The 20305-nt window shown below is 52.0% G+C and carries 20 protein-coding genes; 10 read left to right on the top strand and 10 right to left on the bottom strand.

What is annotated here, in order from left to right; genetic code table 11:
* Positions 1–15 precede the first annotated feature (15 nt).
* Entirely contained in the window at positions 16–1176 is a 1161-nt protein-coding gene (locus PJE062_RS11010) for an SRPBCC family protein (protein ID WP_008548973.1), read from the top strand.
* A gap of 73 nt (positions 1177–1249) precedes the next feature.
* Here PJE062_RS11010 and PJE062_RS11015 read toward each other — a convergent pair whose 3' ends face one another.
* Positions 1250–2086 carry a ferredoxin--NADP reductase gene (locus PJE062_RS11015; protein WP_008549111.1) on the bottom strand — a complete coding sequence of 279 codons (837 nt, stop codon included), beginning with the start codon at positions 2084–2086 and terminating at the stop codon, positions 1250–1252.
* 370 nt (positions 2087–2456) lie between these two features.
* Here PJE062_RS11015 and PJE062_RS11020 point away from each other — a divergent pair, with 370 nt between their 5' ends.
* On the top strand, positions 2457–3308 hold the full coding sequence (locus tag PJE062_RS11020; protein WP_008549315.1) for a GyrI-like domain-containing protein: 852 nt from the start codon (positions 2457–2459) through the stop codon (positions 3306–3308).
* A 7-nt stretch (positions 3309–3315) separates the two neighbouring features.
* Here PJE062_RS11020 and PJE062_RS11025 read toward each other — a convergent pair whose 3' ends face one another.
* Positions 3316–3669, bottom strand: a complete 354-nt coding sequence (locus tag PJE062_RS11025) for a hypothetical protein (protein WP_008548958.1) — start codon at positions 3667–3669, stop codon at positions 3316–3318.
* A 216-nt stretch (positions 3670–3885) separates the two neighbouring features.
* Here PJE062_RS11025 and PJE062_RS11030 point away from each other — a divergent pair, with 216 nt between their 5' ends.
* On the top strand, positions 3886–5139 hold the full coding sequence (locus PJE062_RS11030; protein ID WP_008549153.1) for a serine hydrolase: 1254 nt from the start codon (positions 3886–3888) through the stop codon (positions 5137–5139).
* Between the two features lie 9 nt (positions 5140–5148).
* On the opposite strand, the gene PJE062_RS11035 is transcribed toward PJE062_RS11030, so the two are convergent.
* Positions 5149–6027, bottom strand: coding sequence for a LysR family transcriptional regulator (locus PJE062_RS11035; RefSeq protein ID WP_037036635.1), 879 nt, complete (start codon positions 6025–6027; stop codon positions 5149–5151).
* Between the two features lie 127 nt (positions 6028–6154).
* Here PJE062_RS11035 and PJE062_RS11040 point away from each other — a divergent pair, with 127 nt between their 5' ends.
* Positions 6155–6754, top strand: a complete 600-nt coding sequence (locus tag PJE062_RS11040) for an FMN-dependent NADH-azoreductase (protein WP_037036636.1) — start codon at positions 6155–6157, stop codon at positions 6752–6754.
* Between the two features lie 76 nt (positions 6755–6830).
* On the opposite strand, the gene PJE062_RS11045 is transcribed toward PJE062_RS11040, so the two are convergent.
* Positions 6831–7553, bottom strand: a complete 723-nt coding sequence (locus PJE062_RS11045) for an SDR family oxidoreductase (protein ID WP_008549082.1) — start codon at positions 7551–7553, stop codon at positions 6831–6833.
* Between the two features lie 121 nt (positions 7554–7674).
* On the opposite strand from PJE062_RS11045, the gene PJE062_RS11050 reads away from it, so the two are divergent.
* Positions 7675–8574: a LysR family transcriptional regulator gene (locus tag PJE062_RS11050; protein ID WP_008548996.1), complete on the top strand. Its 900-nt coding sequence runs from the start codon at positions 7675–7677 to the stop codon at positions 8572–8574.
* Here PJE062_RS11050 and PJE062_RS11055 read toward each other — a convergent pair.
* Positions 8571–9002 carry a hypothetical protein gene (locus PJE062_RS11055; protein WP_037036637.1) on the bottom strand — a complete coding sequence of 144 codons (432 nt, stop codon included), beginning with the start codon at positions 9000–9002 and terminating at the stop codon, positions 8571–8573. The genes PJE062_RS11050 and PJE062_RS11055 overlap by 4 nt on opposite strands.
* Before the next feature lie 824 nt (positions 9003–9826).
* On the opposite strand from PJE062_RS11055, the gene gshA reads away from it, so the two are divergent.
* Positions 9827–11431 carry a glutamate--cysteine ligase gene (gene gshA / locus PJE062_RS11060; protein ID WP_008549230.1) on the top strand — a complete coding sequence of 535 codons (1605 nt, stop codon included), beginning with the start codon at positions 9827–9829 and terminating at the stop codon, positions 11429–11431.
* 10 nt (positions 11432–11441) lie between these two features.
* Positions 11442–11909 carry a GNAT family N-acetyltransferase gene (locus tag PJE062_RS11065; protein WP_008549374.1) on the top strand — a complete coding sequence of 156 codons (468 nt, stop codon included), beginning with the start codon at positions 11442–11444 and terminating at the stop codon, positions 11907–11909.
* A 36-nt stretch (positions 11910–11945) separates the two neighbouring features.
* Here the strand turns inward: PJE062_RS11065 and PJE062_RS11070 are convergent, their stop codons facing one another.
* A complete protein-coding gene (locus PJE062_RS11070; RefSeq protein WP_208609185.1) occupies positions 11946–12653 on the bottom strand; it encodes a GntR family transcriptional regulator in 708 nt (235 codons plus the stop codon).
* 842 nt (positions 12654–13495) lie between these two features.
* On the opposite strand from PJE062_RS11070, the gene repA reads away from it, so the two are divergent.
* The 3 genes from repA (at position 13496) to repC (ending at position 17341) form a co-directional block, all read left to right on the top strand.
* Entirely contained in the window at positions 13496–14716 is a 1221-nt protein-coding gene (repA, locus tag PJE062_RS11075) for a plasmid partitioning protein RepA (RefSeq protein ID WP_008548880.1), read from the top strand.
* Positions 14713–15786 (top strand): plasmid partitioning protein RepB, encoded by a 1074-nt coding sequence (gene repB / locus PJE062_RS11080; RefSeq protein WP_008548881.1) that lies wholly within the window; start codon positions 14713–14715, stop codon positions 15784–15786. Before repA ends, repB begins: the two co-directional genes overlap by 4 nt.
* Before the next feature lie 253 nt (positions 15787–16039).
* Positions 16040–17341, top strand: a complete 1302-nt coding sequence (gene repC, locus PJE062_RS11085) for a plasmid replication protein RepC (RefSeq protein ID WP_008549324.1) — start codon at positions 16040–16042, stop codon at positions 17339–17341.
* Positions 17342–17518: 177 nt separating this feature from the next.
* Here the strand turns inward: repC and PJE062_RS11090 are convergent, their stop codons facing one another.
* The 4 genes from PJE062_RS11090 to PJE062_RS11105 form a co-directional block, all read right to left on the bottom strand.
* Positions 17519–18034, bottom strand: a complete 516-nt coding sequence (locus PJE062_RS11090) for an NUDIX pyrophosphatase (RefSeq protein WP_008548944.1) — start codon at positions 18032–18034, stop codon at positions 17519–17521.
* 106 nt (positions 18035–18140) lie between these two features.
* Positions 18141–19190, bottom strand: coding sequence for an ACR3 family arsenite efflux transporter (gene arsB, locus PJE062_RS11095; RefSeq protein WP_008549204.1), 1050 nt, complete (start codon positions 19188–19190; stop codon positions 18141–18143).
* 45 nt (positions 19191–19235) lie between these two features.
* Positions 19236–19562, bottom strand: a complete 327-nt coding sequence (locus PJE062_RS11100) for a helix-turn-helix transcriptional regulator (protein WP_037036751.1) — start codon at positions 19560–19562, stop codon at positions 19236–19238.
* Positions 19563–19692: 130 nt separating this feature from the next.
* Positions 19693–20295, bottom strand: a complete 603-nt coding sequence (locus PJE062_RS11105) for a peroxidase-related enzyme (RefSeq protein WP_008548962.1) — start codon at positions 20293–20295, stop codon at positions 19693–19695.
* Between the last annotated feature and the right edge of the window lie 10 nt (positions 20296–20305).

Below are 20305 nucleotides of genomic sequence, written 5' to 3' on the forward strand. Positions count from 1 at the left end.
AGTGAGGAGAGTGCCATGACGCGGGATGAGGAAATTGGCCTGATTGCAGAGCTGCTTGGGTTGGATGCTGAAAACAGCAAGTTTCTGGATGAGGATGTCACGCGATCACCAATAGAGCGTTACAGTTGCCCGGATCGGTTTGCGGATGAAATGAAAGGTTTGTTTCGCAGCAAACCAGTAGCGGCTGTTCAATCCTTCGAACTTGCTGAGAACAATGCGTTCCTGAGCCGAACTGTGTCAGGCCTGCCAGTTCTTTTAACGCGGGATGCTGATGGTCAGGCGCACGCGTTCCTCAATGTATGTCGTCACAGGGGTGCCAAGCTGGTACGGGATGAAGCTGGCTGCAAAAAGCGGTTCTCCTGCCCTTACCATGCGTGGACATGGTCAAATCAGGGAGAGCTGATCGCCGTTCCTCAGGAGAGCCAAGGCTTTCCGGATCTGGATCGATCCCAGCATGCTCTGAAAGAACTGCCGGTTCATGAAGCCTATGGTTTTGTGTGGGTGATCGCCGATAGTTCCAGTTCAGATCTAGGAGAAATCCAGAACTCACTTGCTCCTCTCAGTGAAGACTTGAACTGGCTTGATTTGGCGGATCATAGGATTGCTGTCGAAGAAACCTTTGAAATAGCAGCCAATTGGAAGACGCTCATTGAAGGCGGGATCGAGGCATATCATTTCCGGGTTGCCCACCGCAAAACCATCGGCCCCTATTTTCCGGATAATCTCTCCAGCTATCAGATGCTGGGAGACAACATGCGGTCCGTTCTGCCGCGCATCACTCTGTTTGAGCTGTGCGATCAACCGCGAGAGACATGGAACATCCGCGAGCATGCCAATATCATTTATTCAATCTTCCCTGGAACTCAATTGCTTGTCCAGCAGGATCATGTGGTCTGGGTTCACCTGGAACCGCTTGCGGTGGACCGCACTCGTGTTCGGTTAGCAACATTGGTTCCGATCTCAGCTCCGCAAACGGAAGAAATGCAGAAACATTGGATGCGCAATCAGGCGATCACGATCACTACCTTGAAGGAAGACTTCGAGTTAGGTGAAGAAATTCAGCAAGGTTTTGCCAGCGGTGCCAACGAGTATCTGACCTTTGGCCGATTTGAAGGCGCGCTACACCGCTTCAATCAGGTGCTGGAGAATGCGATGAAAGTGCCAGAAGACGCTTGAGTTTCGACGTACAGGCAAAAGAAAAGCCCGCTGAAATGACAGCGGGCTTCTCAAAATCAGATGTGTCGAAGGATTAACCGACAAATGCGCGCTCAACCACAAAGGTGGAAGGAGACGCGTTGGAACCTTCTTCAAGGCCATGTTTTTCGAGGATCGCCTTGGTGTCGTTGATCATTTCCATGGAACCACAGATCATGCCACGGTCAACTGCCGGATCAAGACGCGGAACACCCAGGTCTTCAAAGAGCTTACCATTCTCGATGAGAGTCGTGATGCGCTCCTGACATGGATAGGGCTCACGGGTTGCTGCAGTGTGCAGGCGCAGTTTGCCAGCAGCAAGTTCACCAACGAGCGGATCGTTAATCACTTCTTCAACCAGTTCTTTCGCGTAGGTGAGTTCGTTCACTTCGCGGCAGGTCTGGGTCAGGATAACTTCTTCAAACTTCTCATAGGTTTCCGGATCACGGATCAGAGAAGCGAAAGGCGCAACGCCGGTGCCGGTGGAGAACATGTAAAGACGCTTACCTGGGATCAGGGCGTCATTCACAAGAGTGCCGGTTGGCTTCTTGCGCATAAGAACAGTGTCGCCCGGCTGAATCTTCTGCAGGTGCTCGGTCAGTGGACCGTTTGGCACTTTAATGGAGAAGAACTCCAGCTCTTCGTCCCAGGAAGGGCTTGCCACAGAGTAAGCGCGGAAAACCGGCTTTTCAGCATTTGGCAGACCGATCATGACGAACTCGCCAGAACGGAAACGGAAAGAAGCTGGGCGCGTGATGCGGAATTTGAACAGGCGGTCAGTGTAGTGCTGTACGGACACTACTTTCTCAGCAAAAACGTTTGCTGGGATAGGAAATTCGGTCTTGGCTTCCTGATCAAGCACAGGAGCTGGGGCCAACGCTGCGTCGGTCATGTGCAATCCTTAGATTGTTTTGATTAGGCCAGAGCCCGATACTTGGCCAATTGTTGCCTTCGCTTTATCCGAGCCAAGGTCCCAAAAGCAACCGTTTTATAAGTAAAATTTCAGAAATTTGCTCGTGAAAGTGACTAAGTCACCGTCCAGGCTCAAAGAACTGTCAGTTTTAAGAAGAAAGCGTGTAAGGTGAGCCGCAGGCCAATTGCAGCAATAAGTGGAAATACTCAAGTTGTCTCGCGGGATATCGATCACGTGGTTTTGCGAGCGAGTCGGAGTTACATGCATGTTTCGGGGATAAAATAGCAAGATATGTTCAGTCCCTCTGTGATGTAAGGGAGTTAACGACGACTGACGGGGGACGTTGAGAGTGAAACCGGAGCAGAACAAAGCAGCCTATGAAAAGCGAATGCTGCGCGTTCTTGAGTACATCTACAACAATCTGGATGGGGATCTGAGCCTGGATGCTTTGGCAGATGTTGCATGCATGTCGCGGTTTCATTGGCACCGGGTGTTTCAAAGCATGCGGGGAGAAACGCTGGCGACCTCTATTCGCCGGATCAGGCTGAACCGGGCTGCGCTGGACCTTATTCAATCAAAACAACCGATTACAGAGATTGCCGAGCAATACGGCTACCCCAGCGCGCAGAGTTTTTCCCGTGCGTTCAAAGGCGAGTATGGCATGGCGCCGGGGCAGTTTCGCGAAAGCAAGTATGCTGCGCCTACACTGGAAACGGAAAAGGAAAGCATCTTTTCCATGCATCCTGTTGAAATCAAAGAGGTTCCGGAACGAAGCCTGCAGGCGTTGTTTCATCGTGGGTCTTATTTTGAGATGGGCGTGGTGTTCAGCAAGTTGGCAGCGATGTTGTCGTCGCGGGGTGTTATCCGCAAGTGTGGGCCTATTGTCGGGATCTATTATGATGATCCCTCCCTCGTGCCGCTGGATGAGTTACGCTCCCATGTAGGGGCTGTTGTTCCGCAGAACTTTGCGAACACGGAAGGGCTTGAGCCTCTGGTTATCCCCGGTGGGCGGTGTGCGGTGTTAAAGCACAAAGGTCCGTATGCCGGGCTGAGAGGCGCGTTTCATTATCTTTACGGCGTTTGGCTGCCGACCTCTGGAGAAGAGGCCGCGGACCAGCCGTGCTATGAGGTTTTTCTGAACAGCCCAACAAATACAGCGCCGGAAGACCTCCTTGTCGAGATCTTCCTTCCCTTGCAATAACAACAAGTTAGTTCTGCAGGATGTTGTTTTCTTCTTCCGTTTCCTGCTTTTCGTTGATGTTGCCGTCCTTATTGATTTCCTTGATGCAGGCTTCCTGATCAGCGGCGGACATATCGCCGAAACCGAAGTTTGGCGGATAACCGAGAGGATCGGCGCCAGCGCCGCCGGATTGGTATTTCTCAGCAATGCCGGGGCAATCGGAGACCGGGCTGATGATGTCGGGATATTCTGACTTCAGCGGGTTGGCATCCGCGTTGGCAGTTGGGTCTTCAGCGAAGTTATTAATCTGCGTAAAACCGGCGCCGGATGAAATCACAAGGAAACTCAGTGCAATAAGAGAGACTGTTGTTTTTGACTGCATGACAAATACTCCCACCAATCGGAGAAAATGAAGGCTACAACCATTAAACAGGAGACCGGCAAAGACTATGTGAGTTCTTATGTTTTAATTGCGTTTAATTGGGTAATACATCGCTTTTTTGTTGCAGCTTCCTCGCTTTACAAGTCTTTAGCCCATGCGTAAGCTTTGGGCTCGCTCTGGAGGGTTTAACCTCTCACCGCGATCTGGGGGGACATCATGTTAAAGAAGATTGGCTGGGGTGTTCTGGCTGTTGTCGTGCTGCTTGCCGCTGGCGCATTTTACTTCCGACAGGACATTGCAGAGATCCGTGCCGTGATGGCCTATGCGGATGCATTTAAACCTGAGAACATCGATCAGAAGTTCCGCTCTCTCTACGTTGAGTATCCGAGCATCTCCGTTGAAGCGCCGGAAGAGACCTATCAGCTCCCGCGGCAGTATCAGGCGTCTCCGATGCCAGCGACCTTTATGTACAAAGGTGAAGCGGCTTCGACAGCGGACTACATTCTGGATTCCCACACCACCGGCCTTGCCATCATGCACAATGGTAAGCTGATTCATGAGTACTATGATCGCGGCAACTCAGCTGAAACTCATGCGATCCAGATGTCCGTCTCTAAATCCATGGCCTCGATCCTCGTGGGTGTGGCGATGGATGAAGGCTATATCGACAGCGTTGAGGATCAGGTAGTCAAGTACGTGCCGGAGCTGAAGGGTACTGCATATGATGGTGTGCGTCTGAAAGATGTGCTGGAGATGTCCTCCGGTGTGCGCTGGAATGAGAACTATGCTGATCTGAACTCTGATATTGTGCAGTCCGTTGTTGCGATCCTGCTTGGCTCGCAGGATGAGTTCACCAAGGATGTTCCGCGAGAGCTGGAGCCGGGAACGTACAACCGCTATTCCTCCATCGATACCCATGTGGTTGGCTGGGTGCTGCGCGGGGCGACAGGCAAGCCCTATCAGGAGTGGTTCAACGAAAAGCTCTGGTCCAAAATAGGAGCTGAATCCTCTGCTGAACTCATGGTAGATCAAGCCGGTCAACCGGTCGTCTTTGGCGGGGTGAACATTCGCCTGCGCGATATGCTGCGGGTTGGCATGGTGCTGGCCAGAGGTGGTACCAACCACAAGGGTGAGCGGATTGTTTCAGAAAAGTGGATCAAGACCTCAGTAACGCCGGATGAGCCGCGTCTGATGCCGGGCTATGATAATCCGCAGAGCCCTTCCCCGCTCGGCTACAAATACCAGTGGTGGCTGCCACTTGAATCTGATCATGGTGACTTCACCGCCATCGGCATTCACGGACAGTTCCTCTACATCAACCCTGCCCGCAACGTGGTGATCGCCAAAACCTCCACCTATCCGTCCTACCAGCGGGATAAGGAGATGGTGAAGATGAAATCAATCGCCCTGTTTCAATCCATCGCACGCCACCTGACCAAACAGGAAACGGTTGAGTTGGAGAGCCAGTAAACACGGCTCTCACGACAACACGTTCTTGATACTGTCAAACAGCCAGGAAACGGCGGGGCCCATGCGGGCGTGTTTGAGCTTGATGCATTCTACTGGGGGGCTCCAGAGCTTGTGCTCAAACCGCAAGTTCAGGCGTGCCAGTTGGCCGGAAGCGATGGCTGTACTCACCAGATGTTCTGGCAGATACGCCCAACCAACCCCTTGCATCACCAGTTCGCGCAGAGCGTGGAAGCTGGTTGCGTGCCAGACTTGAGTTGATAGCTCCGGAAACTGAGCAAGTACACTGCCTTGCGGGCTGCGCAGCAGAAGCTGGCGATGAGACAGTAGCTCATTTGCGCCAATCTCGGTCAACTTGGTGAGCGGATGGTTAGGCACACAAACGGAGACAAACGGCAGGTTGCCGATGAAAACCTGCTCCACCCCTTTTTGCACACTGCCGCCAGAGAACATCAGCCCGATATCTGCCTGATCTTGCGCCACAATGCTGGGGATGTCCGGACTGACGCCAGAGAGCAGATCGATCCGTGTGGCGGGAAACCTCTCTCCAAACTCGATCAGAAACTGACTGAGCGAGGGCAGCAGCAAAGCATCATCCAGCATGAGCCGAACACTGGTCTCTTCGCCTGAAAAGATGCTGTCAGCTGCGGTGGTCATGTTATCGACCTGCATCAGCACCGCGCGGGCGTAGGTCAGCATGCGTTCACCGTTTTCGGTGAGCTGGGGCTTGCGGGTGGTGCGATCGAAGAGCTCAAACCCCAGATCCACCTCCAGATTCACGATCCCCGTGCTTACGGCCGATTGGCCTTTGCCCAGTGTTCTCCCCGCGGCAGAGAAACTGCCGGATTCGGCGGCGGCGATAAACATTTTCAATTGTTCGATGCTTGGCAAACTGCACCCAATATATTGATGAAATCGGTAGTAACTAACTTTGTATCATCTGCAAATGAAATTAATCAATGGGCATGCCTCCATGAAGGAATGGAGTGCCCCTGATTTTTTGAAAGAGACTAAGCACATGAAAACTCTGTTGCAGATCAACACAAGTATGCTGGAAACAGACTCTCAATCCTCGCAGCTTTCCGACAAAATGGCAGAAAACCTGCTCTCTCGTTTTGCCGGTATGCGGCACATCAAACGCGAGCTGAGCAAAGATCCGATCCCGCATCTGGAACACAGTCTTTTTCAATGCTTCTATGACCCAAACGCTGCCGTTACGCCCGCACAACAAGCGGCACTGGCGCTGTCTGATACGTTGGTTTCTGAGCTGAAAGAGGCAGACTTCATTGTGCTTGGCGCGCCAATGTACAATCTGATGATCCCGTCCACGCTCAAGTCATGGATCGACTACGTGACCCGTGCAGGGCAGACCTTTCAGTTTACGGAAACCGGACCGGTTGGCCTGCTGGAAGGCAAGAAGTGTTATGTGGCGATCACGCAAGGAGGAAGTTTCCTCGGCACTGCCAATGATCTGGCAACGGCTTATCTCAAATCTGCGCTTGGTCTGATGGGCATCACAGATATTGAGTTCATCTATGCGCAGGGGCTGGCCATGGGGCCGCAAGCTGCTGAAGCTGGTTTGAGCAAAGCCAATCAGAAGATCGCTGAACTGGCCTAATAAGCATCGTTATCGCAAAAAAAAAGCCGGCTCTGGGGGATGAGCCGGCTTCTTGTTTAAACTGTCTAACTCAGCCTTATGCAGGCTGACCAGTTGCTGCGAGCAGAACTTCACGGATGTTGACGTTCTGTGGCTGCTGATAAACGAACAGCACAGTGTCTGCCACGTTCTGTGGGTCCAGCACGCCGCCCATTTCTTTCTTCCACTGCTCGTAACCATCAATGATTTCCTGAGAAGTGGTGTGGGACAGCAGTTCAGTCTGTACAGCACCCGGAGCGATGGTCATGACGCGCACGTTGTCCGCGGCCACTTCTTCACGCAGGTTTTCGCTGATGGCGTGAACCGCGAACTTGGTGCCGCAGTATGCTGCGTGTGCCGGGAAGGTTTTGCGGCCAGCAATGGAGCTGACGTTGATGATGGAACCGCCCTTGCGTGCTTTCATGCCTGGCAGAACAGCCTGGATGCCGTTCAGAACGCCCTTCACGTTCAGGTCGATCATGCGATCCCATTCGGAAGGATCCTGCACAGACAGATCACCCAGCAGCATGCAGCCAGCGTTGTTGACGATAGCATCTGCCGGACCAAACTTGTCTTCAGCCTCTTTAACTGCAGCGATCAGCTGATCACGATCAGTGACGTCAACGCCGCGGCACAGAGTGTTTGGAAGACCCAGAGCTTCCATCTGCTCAACGCGACGTGCCAGCAGAAGAAGAGGATGGCCAGCTGCACTGAAAGACTTCGCAATCGCTGCACCAATGCCGGAACTTGCGCCAGTGATAATGATAAGTGGCTTTGTCATTTTGTTTTCCTGCCTAGTTAACTTTTTCTTGAGCAAGATGGACTTGCGTTGTGTTGCGGCGATTGTACAAAAATGATCACGCTGATAAATGAGGGTAATTCAAAATGATTGTTAGGCTGAAATGAACAATATCTATTGGAATGGTCTGCGCTCGTTTCTGGCCGTGGCGGAACATGGCAGTTTTACCTTAGCTTCTGATGAAACTGGTCTTTCAAAAGCAAGTTTAAGTCAGCAGGTCAGCCAGTTGGAGGAGCAACTGGACGTTCAGCTGCTTTACCGGACTACCCGCAAACTGCGCCTGACAGAGATTGGTGAGCGCTACTACGAAATGTGCCGCGCGGGCGTAAAACAGATTGAGGATGCCTCTGATCTGGCGTCGCAGGCGACGGACAGTCTGACTGGACCAATCCGGATGAATGCCGTTGGCGGGTTGATTGGGGAGGAGCTCATCGCACCGCTGGTGATTGAGTATCAGCAGGCTAATCCGGGGATTGAAGTGAAGCTGGATTTCTCCAGCATACGTGAGGATTTATTGGAGACGGATTTTGACCTTGTGCTGCGCATGGGAGATCTGGAGGACAGCACCCTCATCGCCCGCAAACTGCACACCATCACCACTCGCTATGTGGCCTCCCCGTTCTTTGTGGCGGCGCACTCCAAAATCCGGCATCCCTCTGATCTGAAAGGCCTGCCGTTTATCTCTGGCAGTGTGCAGGAATGGATTTTCACCCGAGGACAAGAACGTATCGTGGTGCAGGCGGAGAAAGGCTTTCAGATCTCCAATGGCCGCGTCATGTGTCAGGCTGCTGTGGCAGGCCTTGGTATTGCGCGGCTTGCTGATGTTTACACCGATGCGCCGATCAAGCGTGGAGAGCTGACGGAAATGCTCTCAGGCTGGAAGCAAACAACCCCGCTGTGGCTGGTGAGTCCACCAACACGGCACCAGCTGCACCGGGTGCGGGAGCTGATGAACTATCTCAGCTCCAACTTCAAAGCCCGCTATGAGGCGGTGCTGGGTTAGCGGCGATAGGTGCCGACGAAGCCATCCGGCACGATGGCACCGGCCGGGCTGGAGTTGGGATCATTCACATCCACCGGAATGAACACGCGCTGGATGATGATCTTGTCACCATCCGGCGGTGGTGGACCGGGCAACACGGCACCGCGCGTCGTCTTGGAGCCTTTCAGCTCGCAAATGAGGTTTTTGCTCTCAAACCCAGCAGGCACAACCATCGGTCCGGGCGTGTGCTTCACGAAAATGGATGACCGGTAGCCCTGCAAATAGCAGAAGGCGCCATCTGGTGTGGTGTTGACGGTGATCAGCGTGGCCCCCTGCGGAATCTCCACGGTAGGAGAATACGCCTGCGGGATGCGCTCTTCATCAGAAACGCAACTGGCCAGAACAGGAAGCGTGAAGGCGAGAACGCACAGGGAGAGCTTGCTTGGCAAATCAGTGTCCTCATCAGATCGGTGTGTTGACCCTAACGATCCACCCTAATTGAAGACATCCATCAGATTTGCTGAGGCTATTTTGCTGATAGCCTCAGGATTGGTGAGGCGTGATTGAGATGGGCCGAGTTATCCCAAATGCGATCCACTGAAGATTTTGCAGGCAGACCTGCGGTTTCTCTCGAATATGCGTGATGGAATGAGGCTGCTTGAGAGGGCCTATGTGAGGCTGAGGCTCTTGAGATGTGTTCAGCTTAAACCCTGCAAACAGTAGAGGCTGAGTACCGGTTACACGGAAGGATTTAGGCTTTCTCAGAGAACGCCCGGCGTTCGAAATATCCGTTAGAGTGTTCAAAATGCACACGAACTTTATGAGCTGACTGAGCAAATGCCGAGTTTTTTATCAGGTCACGGTACTGTATTTCGGGAGCTATCTGCTTGTTGTTCGAGCCTGTGTATCTTTATATCCGAAGAGTAGTCAGGACTTTTTCGGCAAAATCAGCAGTTTAGGTCTGAGTGTTCCACTGGTCGGGTTAAGTATATATTTTTTGATTATTGAAAGGTGTTCAGGAATACATATTGCTGATGTGTTGATCGTCAGGCAGTGAATTTCTTCATTTTCTCCGTTTAATTTTATTCTCGAATTGATCTTGGTTCACGCATTAATGATAGGAGTTGCGCATAAAACACTAAGGAAAATTCGACAGGTTTTGTACTCTTGCATCCATGAAATTACAAAGTATCTATGTCAGAGAGTAAGCCCTGCGGTTTGCTAGGATATTTTGAGCCCATATAACCGTTTTGCGCAGATTAACGGAACGAGAATGACAAAATTAGGTGAAGCCACGCTGAAGCTGTTGGAAAATAGCGCTGTTCGCAAAGGTCTTGCTGAACTCCGCGTGGGGATCGAAAAAGAAGCTCTGCGTGTTGGCAGAGATGGCTTTATGTCATTGCGTGACCACCCGGACGCTCTGGGCAAGACGCTAACGCACAAGTTCATCACGACAGATTTCTCTGAAGCTCAGCTGGAGTTCATCACCCCTGCTGCGCATTCAGTTAAGGAAAGCCTTGAGTTCCTGAAAGAACTGCAGGCCTTTGCTGCGCGCAAGACGGAAGCAGGCGAGTACCTGTGGAACGCCTCCATGCCGCCGGAAATTACCAGCGACGAGACCATTCGCATCGCTGAGTATGGCAGTTCCAACGCTGCGCAGATCAAAACGCTCTACCGTAAGGGATTGGCGCATCGCTATGGCAAGCGGATGCAGACGATCTCTGGTATTCACTATAACTTCTCCATCTCCGATGGTCTGTGGCATGCGTTCCACGAGCAGTGTACCTCCGGCAGCAGCCTTCAGGACTTCCGCAGTGCAGGATATCTGGGTCTGATCCGTAACCTGCAGCGCCATGGCTGGCTGATGCTGTATCTGTTTGGCGCCTCCCCTGCGGTTGACAAGAGTTACCTGCCATCCGCTCACCCAACCCTGTCTATGCTGGGCGACGACACTTATTTCGGTGAATACGCCACCTCTCTGCGCATGAGTGATCTGGGCTACACCAGCGTTGTGCAGAGCGAGCTGGACATTCACTACAACTCCCTTTGCGATTACATCGAAGGCCTGCGCGGCGCTTTGGCCACATCCGTGCGCCAGTACGAGCAGATCGGTGTTGCTGAAGAGGGCGACTACAAGCAGATTAACACGCACCAGCTGCAGCTTGAGAACGAGCTGTATGGTTCTGCACGTCCGAAACGCAACACGGAAGAAGGTGAACGCCCGATTGCTGCGCTCTGTCGCCGTGGCGTTGAGTACATCGAACTGCGTTCTCTTGACATTAACCCGTTGAATCCAATCGGCATTTGTGAGCAGCAGGCGCACTTCCTCAACGCATTCCTCACCCACATGACGCTGGCACCTTCCGCCTGTATCACCTCTGCTGAACAGCAGGCGCTCAACGATCAACAGCGCATGGTGGCTTGGCAGGGTCGTCTGCCAAATCTGGTGCTGCCAGCTTATGGCGATGGTGGTCTGGAGCTTCGCGCTGCGGGTCACAAAGTGCTCGATGAAATGCGCGTGACTGCTGAGATTATGGACGACGTTTACGGCTGCACCGGTCACACCGATGCGGTCAATGCACAGGCTGAGAAGCTGGACAATCCGGACATGACGCCATCTGCGCAGATCCTGAAAGGTGTGAAGCAGAAAGGCTCTTACACCGGCTTCATCGCGGAGCTGTCTCAGAACCAGACTGATCATCTGAAAGCCATGCCGCTGTCATCAGAGCGCATGAAGTTCCAGGAAGCCATGGTGTCCCAGTCCCGCGCTGCTTATGAGCAGGTTGAGGGCCAGCCGGGCGATCACAGCTTTGATCATTTCCTGGATTCTCAGAACAAAACCGACGTTCTGCCGCCAGAGTGCCTCGACGGTCAATAAACGGGTGCCTGTGCTGCAGATTTCGCCCTACACCGCTGAAGAATACAATGAGCTTGCCGCGCTTTATGCAGACGTGGCAAGCCGCGCCTTTGCCTACGATCACACGCGTTTCATCCATGCAGATCAGTTTCAGAGCCTGATTGAAGACGAAGATGTCTGGGTGTTGAGGTGCGAGGGTGAGATCGTCGGCTTCATCGGCTATTACACGCCGGAGCACTTCCTGCATTCCCTTTACATCCGCTACACCCACCACAAACGCGGCTTTGGTCGTCAGGCCCTGCAGTTTCTGCTGGAACACTACGGCTGCGTTCATGAGCTGAAGGTGGACCGGATCAACCTGTCCGCTTTGAAGTTTTATGAAGCGATGGGATATGCGGATGTGACAGTGAAGGCGGATGCACACCAAACCTGGCTGCGTTTGCGCTCACCGTTGAGGATTGCGCTGAAATCCGCTGCAGCTATTGCGGTGGGAGACTAGGCCTCTCACCGGCAATAAATTTTGTAAATCAATGTGTTAAGATGGCATGCACAATGCTGGCAGGCGATCAATATGTGCTTTGATCGTCTGTTCAGCCAGAGCGCCATCTCCTGTCCGCACAGCAGTGATCAGCTGAGTGTGATCGTCCTGTACGCCTTCAGAGATGAAACCGGCACGGCGCATGGCTGCGCGGTAGCGGGTACACTGGTCATGAAGCATGTGAAGGAAACGGCTTGCCCAACTGGAGCCTGCACCTTCCACCAGCGTCATATGAAACACGCGGTTGGCTTCTTCCCACTCATTCCAGAAATCACGCCGTGACGCCTGCCACGTGCGTTCAATCTCCTGCAATGCATGATAAGCGTCCAGCACGCGGTCACGCCATTGTGCGTCGCCCTTTTCAACGGCGGTTCTCACCGTCGCGCTTTCCAAAAGGCGGCGCTGCTCAACGATATCCTGAAACTCTTTTTGAGAAAGTTCTGGAATATAAAATCCCTTGTGCGATTGAGTGGCAACAAGTCCCTGAGAAACCAGACGGGAAAGCGCTTCTCGTACAGGTGTTGGTCCAACATCAAAAGTGCTGCACATCTCGCGAATGCGCAGCTTGCTGCCCGGCTCCAATTGGCCAGACAGGATTGCCGCCCGCAGGTGCGCGTAGGCCCTGTCTATTAGAGAGGCGGATGACGGGACGTTTTGTGCAGTGACCGATGTTACGGCTCTTTCTAAGGTATCCTCTATTTTCAAAGTTATCTGCCTTACAATTATTATCTATGCAATTTGGCGTTTCTCTTCTTAGCTATGGAAACTAGGTCTTCAGCTTTGTTATCCGGCCAAGTTAAATTGCAATATGATCTGGCCAGTTTGTTCCCTCAATTGTAAAACAATATCTGAACTATAAAAGCAATGAAATTGCGTAGGTCTGACATAACTTTCCAATAAAACGAGCTTGTTTGATGGAAAAAGATGCTAGATTATCGATTATTTTTGCAAAATTTTTCATGTGCTTTCTTATTCATGCAGCATATGAATCGGACTTACTTAGAGTTCGTTGCGATGAAGTAGAGTTTATCCGCTATTTTAATAAAATATTCTCAACTATACTCTGCTGGTTTTCTTCCCGCCATATAAACGGGAGAAACTATTAGCCGCAACTCCGCTCAAATCTCACAAATGCTTGCTCAATCCACCCTGTAAAAGGTGATAGATTGCTCGGTTTATCACCCCATTTACGCAAACTTATCCCCCCTGCTGTGCGCGGTGTTATATCTCGTGTTCAGACCAAGAGAATCAACGGGAGGGAGTGTGAGTCGGAGTGATCTGAGGGGCGAATATGTTTCTTCAGAAATAGAATGGTTGTTTCGTCGATTTTATGCACGCATCGTTTTGACGTCTCTGCATAAGTCCATCCTATTGAAATTACTGATGAAATTACCGGTAATCCGGTGGATGGTCACAGGAGTTAACGGGAGTTAACCAAAAAGGGATTGAACTGAACTACAGGTCAGTTACCCTTTCGACGCAAACACGGGCCATATGGGCGCACTTTCCGTTTGTAGATGACTAGAACCGTTTGAGGGCTAAACGAAGTGGAATACGGCAACAACACTCTTTTGCGCGAGGAAACTCCGTCTGAGAAGATCTCCCGTTATTCTCAGCTCCTTTCTGGCCAGCTGCACCGCTTAAGGCAAGAACTTTATCCGCCTGAAGCACACAAAGCTCTGCGCGCCTTTTCTTCCGTCGACGTTGCACGTCTTATCGGGGTTTCTGAAAGCACAATCCGCCAGTTGGATCTGGATGGAGAAGGCCCTACCCCGACCCGCCTTGCCAATGGCCGTCGCAGTTATACGCTGGAGCAGATCAATGCGATCCGCGAAGTGCTGGCTGCGCGCAAAAAAGGCGATGAAGCGGTTAATATCCTGCCGCACCGCCGTGAAGGTGAGAAGCTGCAGGTGATTTCCTGTGCCAACTTTAAAGGCGGCTCAGCAAAAACCACCACTAGCACCCACTTGGCGCATTATCTTGCCCTGCGCGGCTATCGCGTTCTCGCGATTGACCTTGATCCGCAGGCCTCTCTTTCTGCCATGTTTGGTGTGCAGCCAGAGTTTGACGTTGAGCCGAACTGTACCTTGTTTGGTGCTCTGCGTTATGATGAAGGCCGCCGTTCGTTGGACGAGGTGGTGCGCCCAACCTATTTTGATAATCTGGATCTGATCCCGGCCAACCTTGAGCTGGCTGAGTTTGAGCACATTGTGCCAACAGCGATCGCATCCGGAGCCTCTACAGGCGAAAACATCTTCTTCCGCCGTATTCGCAATGTCCTAGCTGAAGTTGATGACCGCTATGATGTTGTTGTAATCGACTGCCCGCCGCAGCTTGGCTTCCTTACACTGGGTGCTTTGTTTGCGTCGACCGGGCTGCTCATTACGCTGCACCCGCAGATGCTGGATCTTGCGAGCTGTAACCAGTTCCTCGGTATGAGCTCTGACCTGATGGCAGTGATTGAGAACAATGGCGGCGAAATGAACCTGGATTGGATGCGGTTCCTCGTGACACGCCACAATCCAAACGACAGTCCGCAAACCCGCGTTGTTGGCTTGCTCCGCGCCTTGTTTGGTGAGGACGTGCTGACTGCGCCGGCGTTGGAATCCACCGCGGTTGCCAATGCGGGCCTTGAAAAGAAATCGCTTTATGAGCTGGAGCCGGGAGCCATTGGCCGCGAAACGCTGAAGCGTGCGCTTGAATCCATGGATTCCGTGAATCGGGAAATTGAAGATCTCCTCCGTGGCTCTTGGGGACGACCACTATGAACAAAGCTAAGGACCGGAAAAACGCACTCGATACGCTGTTTTCAGGCGGCGGCATGGCAGGCATGGTTGCAGACGCAACAGCCCCGCGCCCGCGCTTGTCTTCCGGAGCTATTGGCGCTGCCGAGATCAATTTGATCAAGGACGAACGCGACAGGCTGCGTGAAGAGCTGAAAACGTTGAACACGCAAATGGCGTCTTCTGTGAACGTGGTCGAGCTGGACCCGGAACAGGTTCAGCCTTCCTTCGTTGCAGACCGAATGGAAGTTGCGTTTGACCCTGCCTTCGAGGCGCTTAAAGAATCCATTGCTGAAACCGGACAGCAAGTGCCTATTCTGGTGCGCCCTGCCCCGGGTGAAAGCGGTGTCTATCAGATCGCTTACGGCCACCGTCGTTGGAAGGCCTGCCGCGCGTTGGGCAAACCTGTCCGCGGTGTGATCAAAGAACTTTCCGATGAGGAGCTGCTGGTTGCTCAGGGGCAGGAAAACCATGAGCGTAAAGACCTGAGTTTCATTGAAACCTGTCTCTTCGTTTATCGTCTGGCCCAGGATTATCCGCAGACGCTGATTGTGAAAGCGATCGGTAAAGACAAGTCACTCGTTTCCAAACTTCGCAAGCTGGCGGCAACCATGCCTGAGGAGTTTTTGCGTGTGATCGGTCCTGCACCGAAGATCGGCCGCCCTAGGTGGGAGGAGATGGCCAGCTTCTTTGAAGATGGAAGACTGGCATCAAATCACGAGAAGGCGGTGACCTCACTGTTTGCTCTGGATTCCTTCACCGAGCTGCACAGTGATGAACGCTTCAGCGAAGTGCTGCAGTTGTTGCAAGAAACACCTGCTGAGACAGAAGCAAGCTCTGCTCAGTCTGCGGGTGAGATCCCGGTCGCAGCACACACGCGAAAAGCTAACAGTTCAGAATGGCTTGGAAACAAGCACGTGCTGGTCAAGCACACAGGCAAAGCAACCGTGTTTTCCGTTGATAGCAAAACGCAGAGCGATTTCAGTGCGTTTTTGCTGAAGGAACTACCGGGGCTGATTGCCAAATATGAAGAGACGAAGGGGGAGGATGCCTGATGGTGTAGCCCCTGAATGACGAAAGGCCCTGCTGACGGCAATCAGCAAGGCCCCAAAATCGTCGCCCAAGAGAGTAATAATACTCGTCGTGGACCATCTTTAGCACGATCATCCTACGACGAACGCACCCTGCGAATCAAGTAAGCAATGCTTTCTTGAAACCCTTTGTGGCGCATTTTTGCTTTTTCGGGCGCTCAATCCCCAATCTTACTTGGATAACACCTTGGGTTTTCCCTCGGTGAATGGGTTTGCTATGCAAAGCACCGGTGTTGCGTCCTTCCGCAAAATGACACCCGGCATGTTGGAAAGCCAGCGACTGGCAATGGCGAATGACATCGTCAAAACAACAAAGGCCGAGGTGGCGATCACTCTCAAAAAGGCAGCCCCAGCCATGGGGATTGACGGAACTGCCTATCATATTCTGGATATCCTGATCGGTCTGACACGGGCTGATGATTGGAAACAGGACCGCCGTCCGCTGGTGGCAATCTCCAACGAAAAGCTGGCAGAGTATGTGTGCCGTTCGACCCGTACCGTGATCCGCGCGCTCAAACGGTTGGTTGAAGCGGGTATCCTTGCTTATCGTGACAGTTCCACGGGCCGACGCTTCATCTACCGCAATGATGCAAGCGGCGAGATCGATCGCGGGTATGGTTTTGATTTTTCACCGGCACGTCAGCGTGTTGCGGAAATCAAGCAGATTGGAGATGCCTTCCAGGCAAGACTGCGTGCTGAGCAGGAAGCAAAGCGGACTGTGAACCGGTTGTCCCGTGCAATCGTTGATGCCTGCCGTACCGGCCAGAGCGATGGAGTGGATTGTGAGGTCTACCTTCAGGAACTGACAGCCCTTATGGACACGCCAATGATGGTTGTGGAGCGTGCTGAAAAGATTTCTGAGCTCTATGAAGTTGTGATTGCTGATCTGGCAGCGGCACAAGAAGGGGAGACTCAAACAGCTGATAATTCAGATAAAACTGCTGAAATGTCAGGCGACCATGACATTGATGTCACCCCTTATAATATTACAACCCCTCAAACTCCTATAAACAGTAAACAATGGCAGCCATCTTATGATGGCTACTCAAAAACAAACTTCGCTTCTAACGAAGCTCAGAAGATTGCTCTTGAGAAAGATCAATCAAGCAAATTCTCTGCCAAATCCAGCGGCACAGCTCAATTGCAATCTCAGCAAGAAACCCTGTTGGATAACGGTTTAAGTGAGCATTTATCGGCTATTTCCATTGGTTTGATCGACAGTGCAACCGCACAAACCCAAGAAATTCTGGGTATGCCCTTCTCCAGTTGGTTCGACTTGCTGCAAAGCGCCGAACAGTTGCGATTGGCCATCGGTTTGTCGGAGGATGGCTGGAAACAAGCAATCCTGACACTGGGTGAGAAAATGGCAGCCGCTGTTTTGGTGGTAACCGTTGAAAAGACCCTGCGCGATCCGGAAGGCATCTCCAGACCAGCTGGTTACTTCCGCGCCTGTGTTGACCGGGCAAAAGACGGCAAACTCGCCCTGCACAAGTCACTTTACGGACTGGCTCTCGCGTAAAGATCGGGAGCTTCTGTTTCCTGCGGCGTCGACAGATTGATCCGCAGGTGAGGCGTTGGGGTGCGGTTGATGAATTCGTCTTCGATTATTTTAAAACAGAAGACTCTTCGAAACCTTCAGAAGGTCAGAGTAGTTTTGGAGCCTGCTAAAGCCAAGAGTGTGCAAACTACACTTTGCTCAGCCTGTTGTTTCTTCAATGTCAGTGGCTGCAATGTCCCGTCGCCCAGATAAGTTGATCCGGAGATGCGGGCTTGCTTTTCGTGCTACGAACTCTGAGTGGAGATACTCAAGCACGCGGCGCTGGCCGGGGAAGCTGAACAGCTCCATGGCGTCGTCGAATGAAAACCACTGATAGGCATCGTGCTCTTCGTTGATGGTGATTGGCGTTTCGCTGGAAATGAAAGAAACGAAAACAGGAAGTTTCTGGATGATGTTCTTTTCCGGAACATAGAACTCCTCGCAGAGATCCGCAGACCAGAGTTCATCAAGGATTACACCAGTTTCCTCTTTCACTTCCCGCAGCGCAGCTTCCCAACCTGTTTCATCCGCCTCAACTTGACCTGCAACCTGACACCAAGCGCCAAGAAGAGTATCAGCCCGGCGCATGAGAAGAACCTGCGGGACTTCGGCGTTCAGGTCGAGAAGAAAAACGGAAACACCGTTGCTGAGGATGGGAATACTGTTGGGATGCATAAGTAGCTCATAAAATAACTGATCCAATAGACCACGAGCATACTCAGAGAAAAGTCAGAATCCAAGAGAGGCAAAAGGCAGGAGATCTCTCCTCTGCCCTTTGAGTTTATGTTTTTGAATGAGCCGTTGAAGCTGAGACCTGGTCGTCGCTGGAAAACTGGCCGCGGGTCCGATTTGCATAAGAAACCAACGCCAACATCACTGGCACTTCAACCAGCACACCGACGATGGTTGCCAAAGCTGCGCCGGAGGTGACGCCGAACAAGCTGATTGCAACAGCAACAGCGAGCTCGAAGAAGTTGGATGCGCCGATCATTGCACCCGGTGCAGCAACATTATGCGGCTGACGCCATTTCTTCATCCAGAAGTAAGTCACGTAGAAAATCAGCACAGTCTGGATCAACAACGGGATTGCAATTAACACGATATCTGCTGGTGACGCGATGATGTTGTTGGCCTGCAGACCAAATAGAATGAACACAGTGCCAACCAGACCAGCGATGGAGAATGGTTTCATGCCAGCGCTGAAGGATGAAAGATGCTCTTTGTCTTTGAGCGCAATGCGGGTCAACCACCCTGCCCCCAATGGCAACGCAACAAACAATGCGGTTGAAACGAGCAAAACATCCCATGGTACGATGATGTTTGATACATCCAGCAAGAATGCGGCGATCGGAGCAAACGCGAAGATCATGATCAAGTCATTGGTTGCGACCTGCGCAACGGTGTAACTTGCATTGCCCTTTGTGAGGTAAGACCAGACAAATACCATCGCGGTACAAGGCGCAACACCGAGCAAGATCATGCCAGCGATGTATTGATCGGCAAGAGCAGCCGGAATGAAGGGGGCAAACAGATGGCGCATGAACAACACAGCCAATGCCGCCATGGTGAACGGCTTGACCAGCCAGTTCATGGCAAGCGTTACGATGAGGCCTTTAGGTTTCACAAAGCAGTTGCGGACTTCGGTAAATTCGACCTGTACCATCATTGGGTAAATCATCAACCAGATGAGAACTGCGATGATCAGGTTGATGCCACCAACTTGCAGATCTCCGATGAACTGAAACAGACCTGGTTGAAGGAGCCCCGCCCCTACCCCAAGTGCCATCGCGAGACCTACCCAGACTGAGAGGTAGCGTTCGAAAGTACCCATGATTTCTCCTGTCTATCGTCGATAGACGATATGTTCTGGCAAATTTTAGAGCTTGAAACTGCTTTCAAAGAGGAAGTTGAAACTTTTCAGTTCAGCTCGATTGACTGAGTAGCAAACGCGTGGACGCTGGACCTCTGCCAGTATGAAGCCTGCATCCTTAAGAATTCGAAGATGTTCGGACACGGTTGATTGTGCGAGTCCGATAGAGTTGACGAGATCACCACCAACGCAGCCCGGTTGAGCTGCCATGATCTTGAGAAGGCGAACCCGCGCAGGATGCGCCAGTGCTTTCGCTTGCAAGGCCAGCTTTTCCTCCTCCTCTTCATTGAGAGAAGTAGGTGCAAATTCGGTTACACAGGTGGTATCTGTCATCATTGATTCCGTATATCGTCGATAAACGATATACTCTTGCATTGGATGCTTGGCAAGAGGTTTGTGTGTTGACAGCTGTCAACTTTTTCTGCAGCAAGTTGACAGCTGTAAAGCCCCTCCCCTACTCGCCTTATCGCGCTGTAGAGTGATATTCAGGATTTGGCTGCATACCCGTTGCAGAGGCCATGCGATTGGACATGGAGAAGAACGCGGCAACCTCACAAATGTCCCAGATGTCTTCCTCGGTGAACCCAGCATCGCGAAGTTGCTGGCGATCTCCCTCCCCTATCTCCGAGGAGGACTTTGCCACCTTGGTTGCGAAGGCGAGCATGATCCGTTGCTTCTCGGTCAGGTCTGCATAACGATAGTTCATCACCATCGCTTCTCCCAGTTCAGGCTTGTTGGAGTACTCACGAACAGCAGCTCCATGGGCAACCTGGCAGTACCAACAGGAGTTGATGGAAGATACGGTCACTGCAATCATCTCCCTCTCCAGTTTGGAGACGCCGGACTCTCCAAGCATCAACTCATTGTACATCTGAGAAAAAGCACGCAGCTTGTCAGGCCGGTGTGCAAAGGCGATCAAAACGTTTGGAATTAGACCGAGCTTGCTTTGGCATTTCCCGAAAAGTTCTTGAATGTCATCGGGTAGTGGGTCTGGCAATGAAAGGTTGAGCGCAGTTGGATGCTTAAGGCTTGCGCTCTCAATCTTTGGAAAATCAGTTTCTGTCATAAATGGTCCC

Origin of the sequence: Pseudovibrio sp. JE062, from assembly GCF_000156235.1 — a bacterium.
In the GTDB taxonomy this organism is placed as follows: Bacteria; Pseudomonadota; Alphaproteobacteria; order Rhizobiales; family Stappiaceae; genus Pseudovibrio.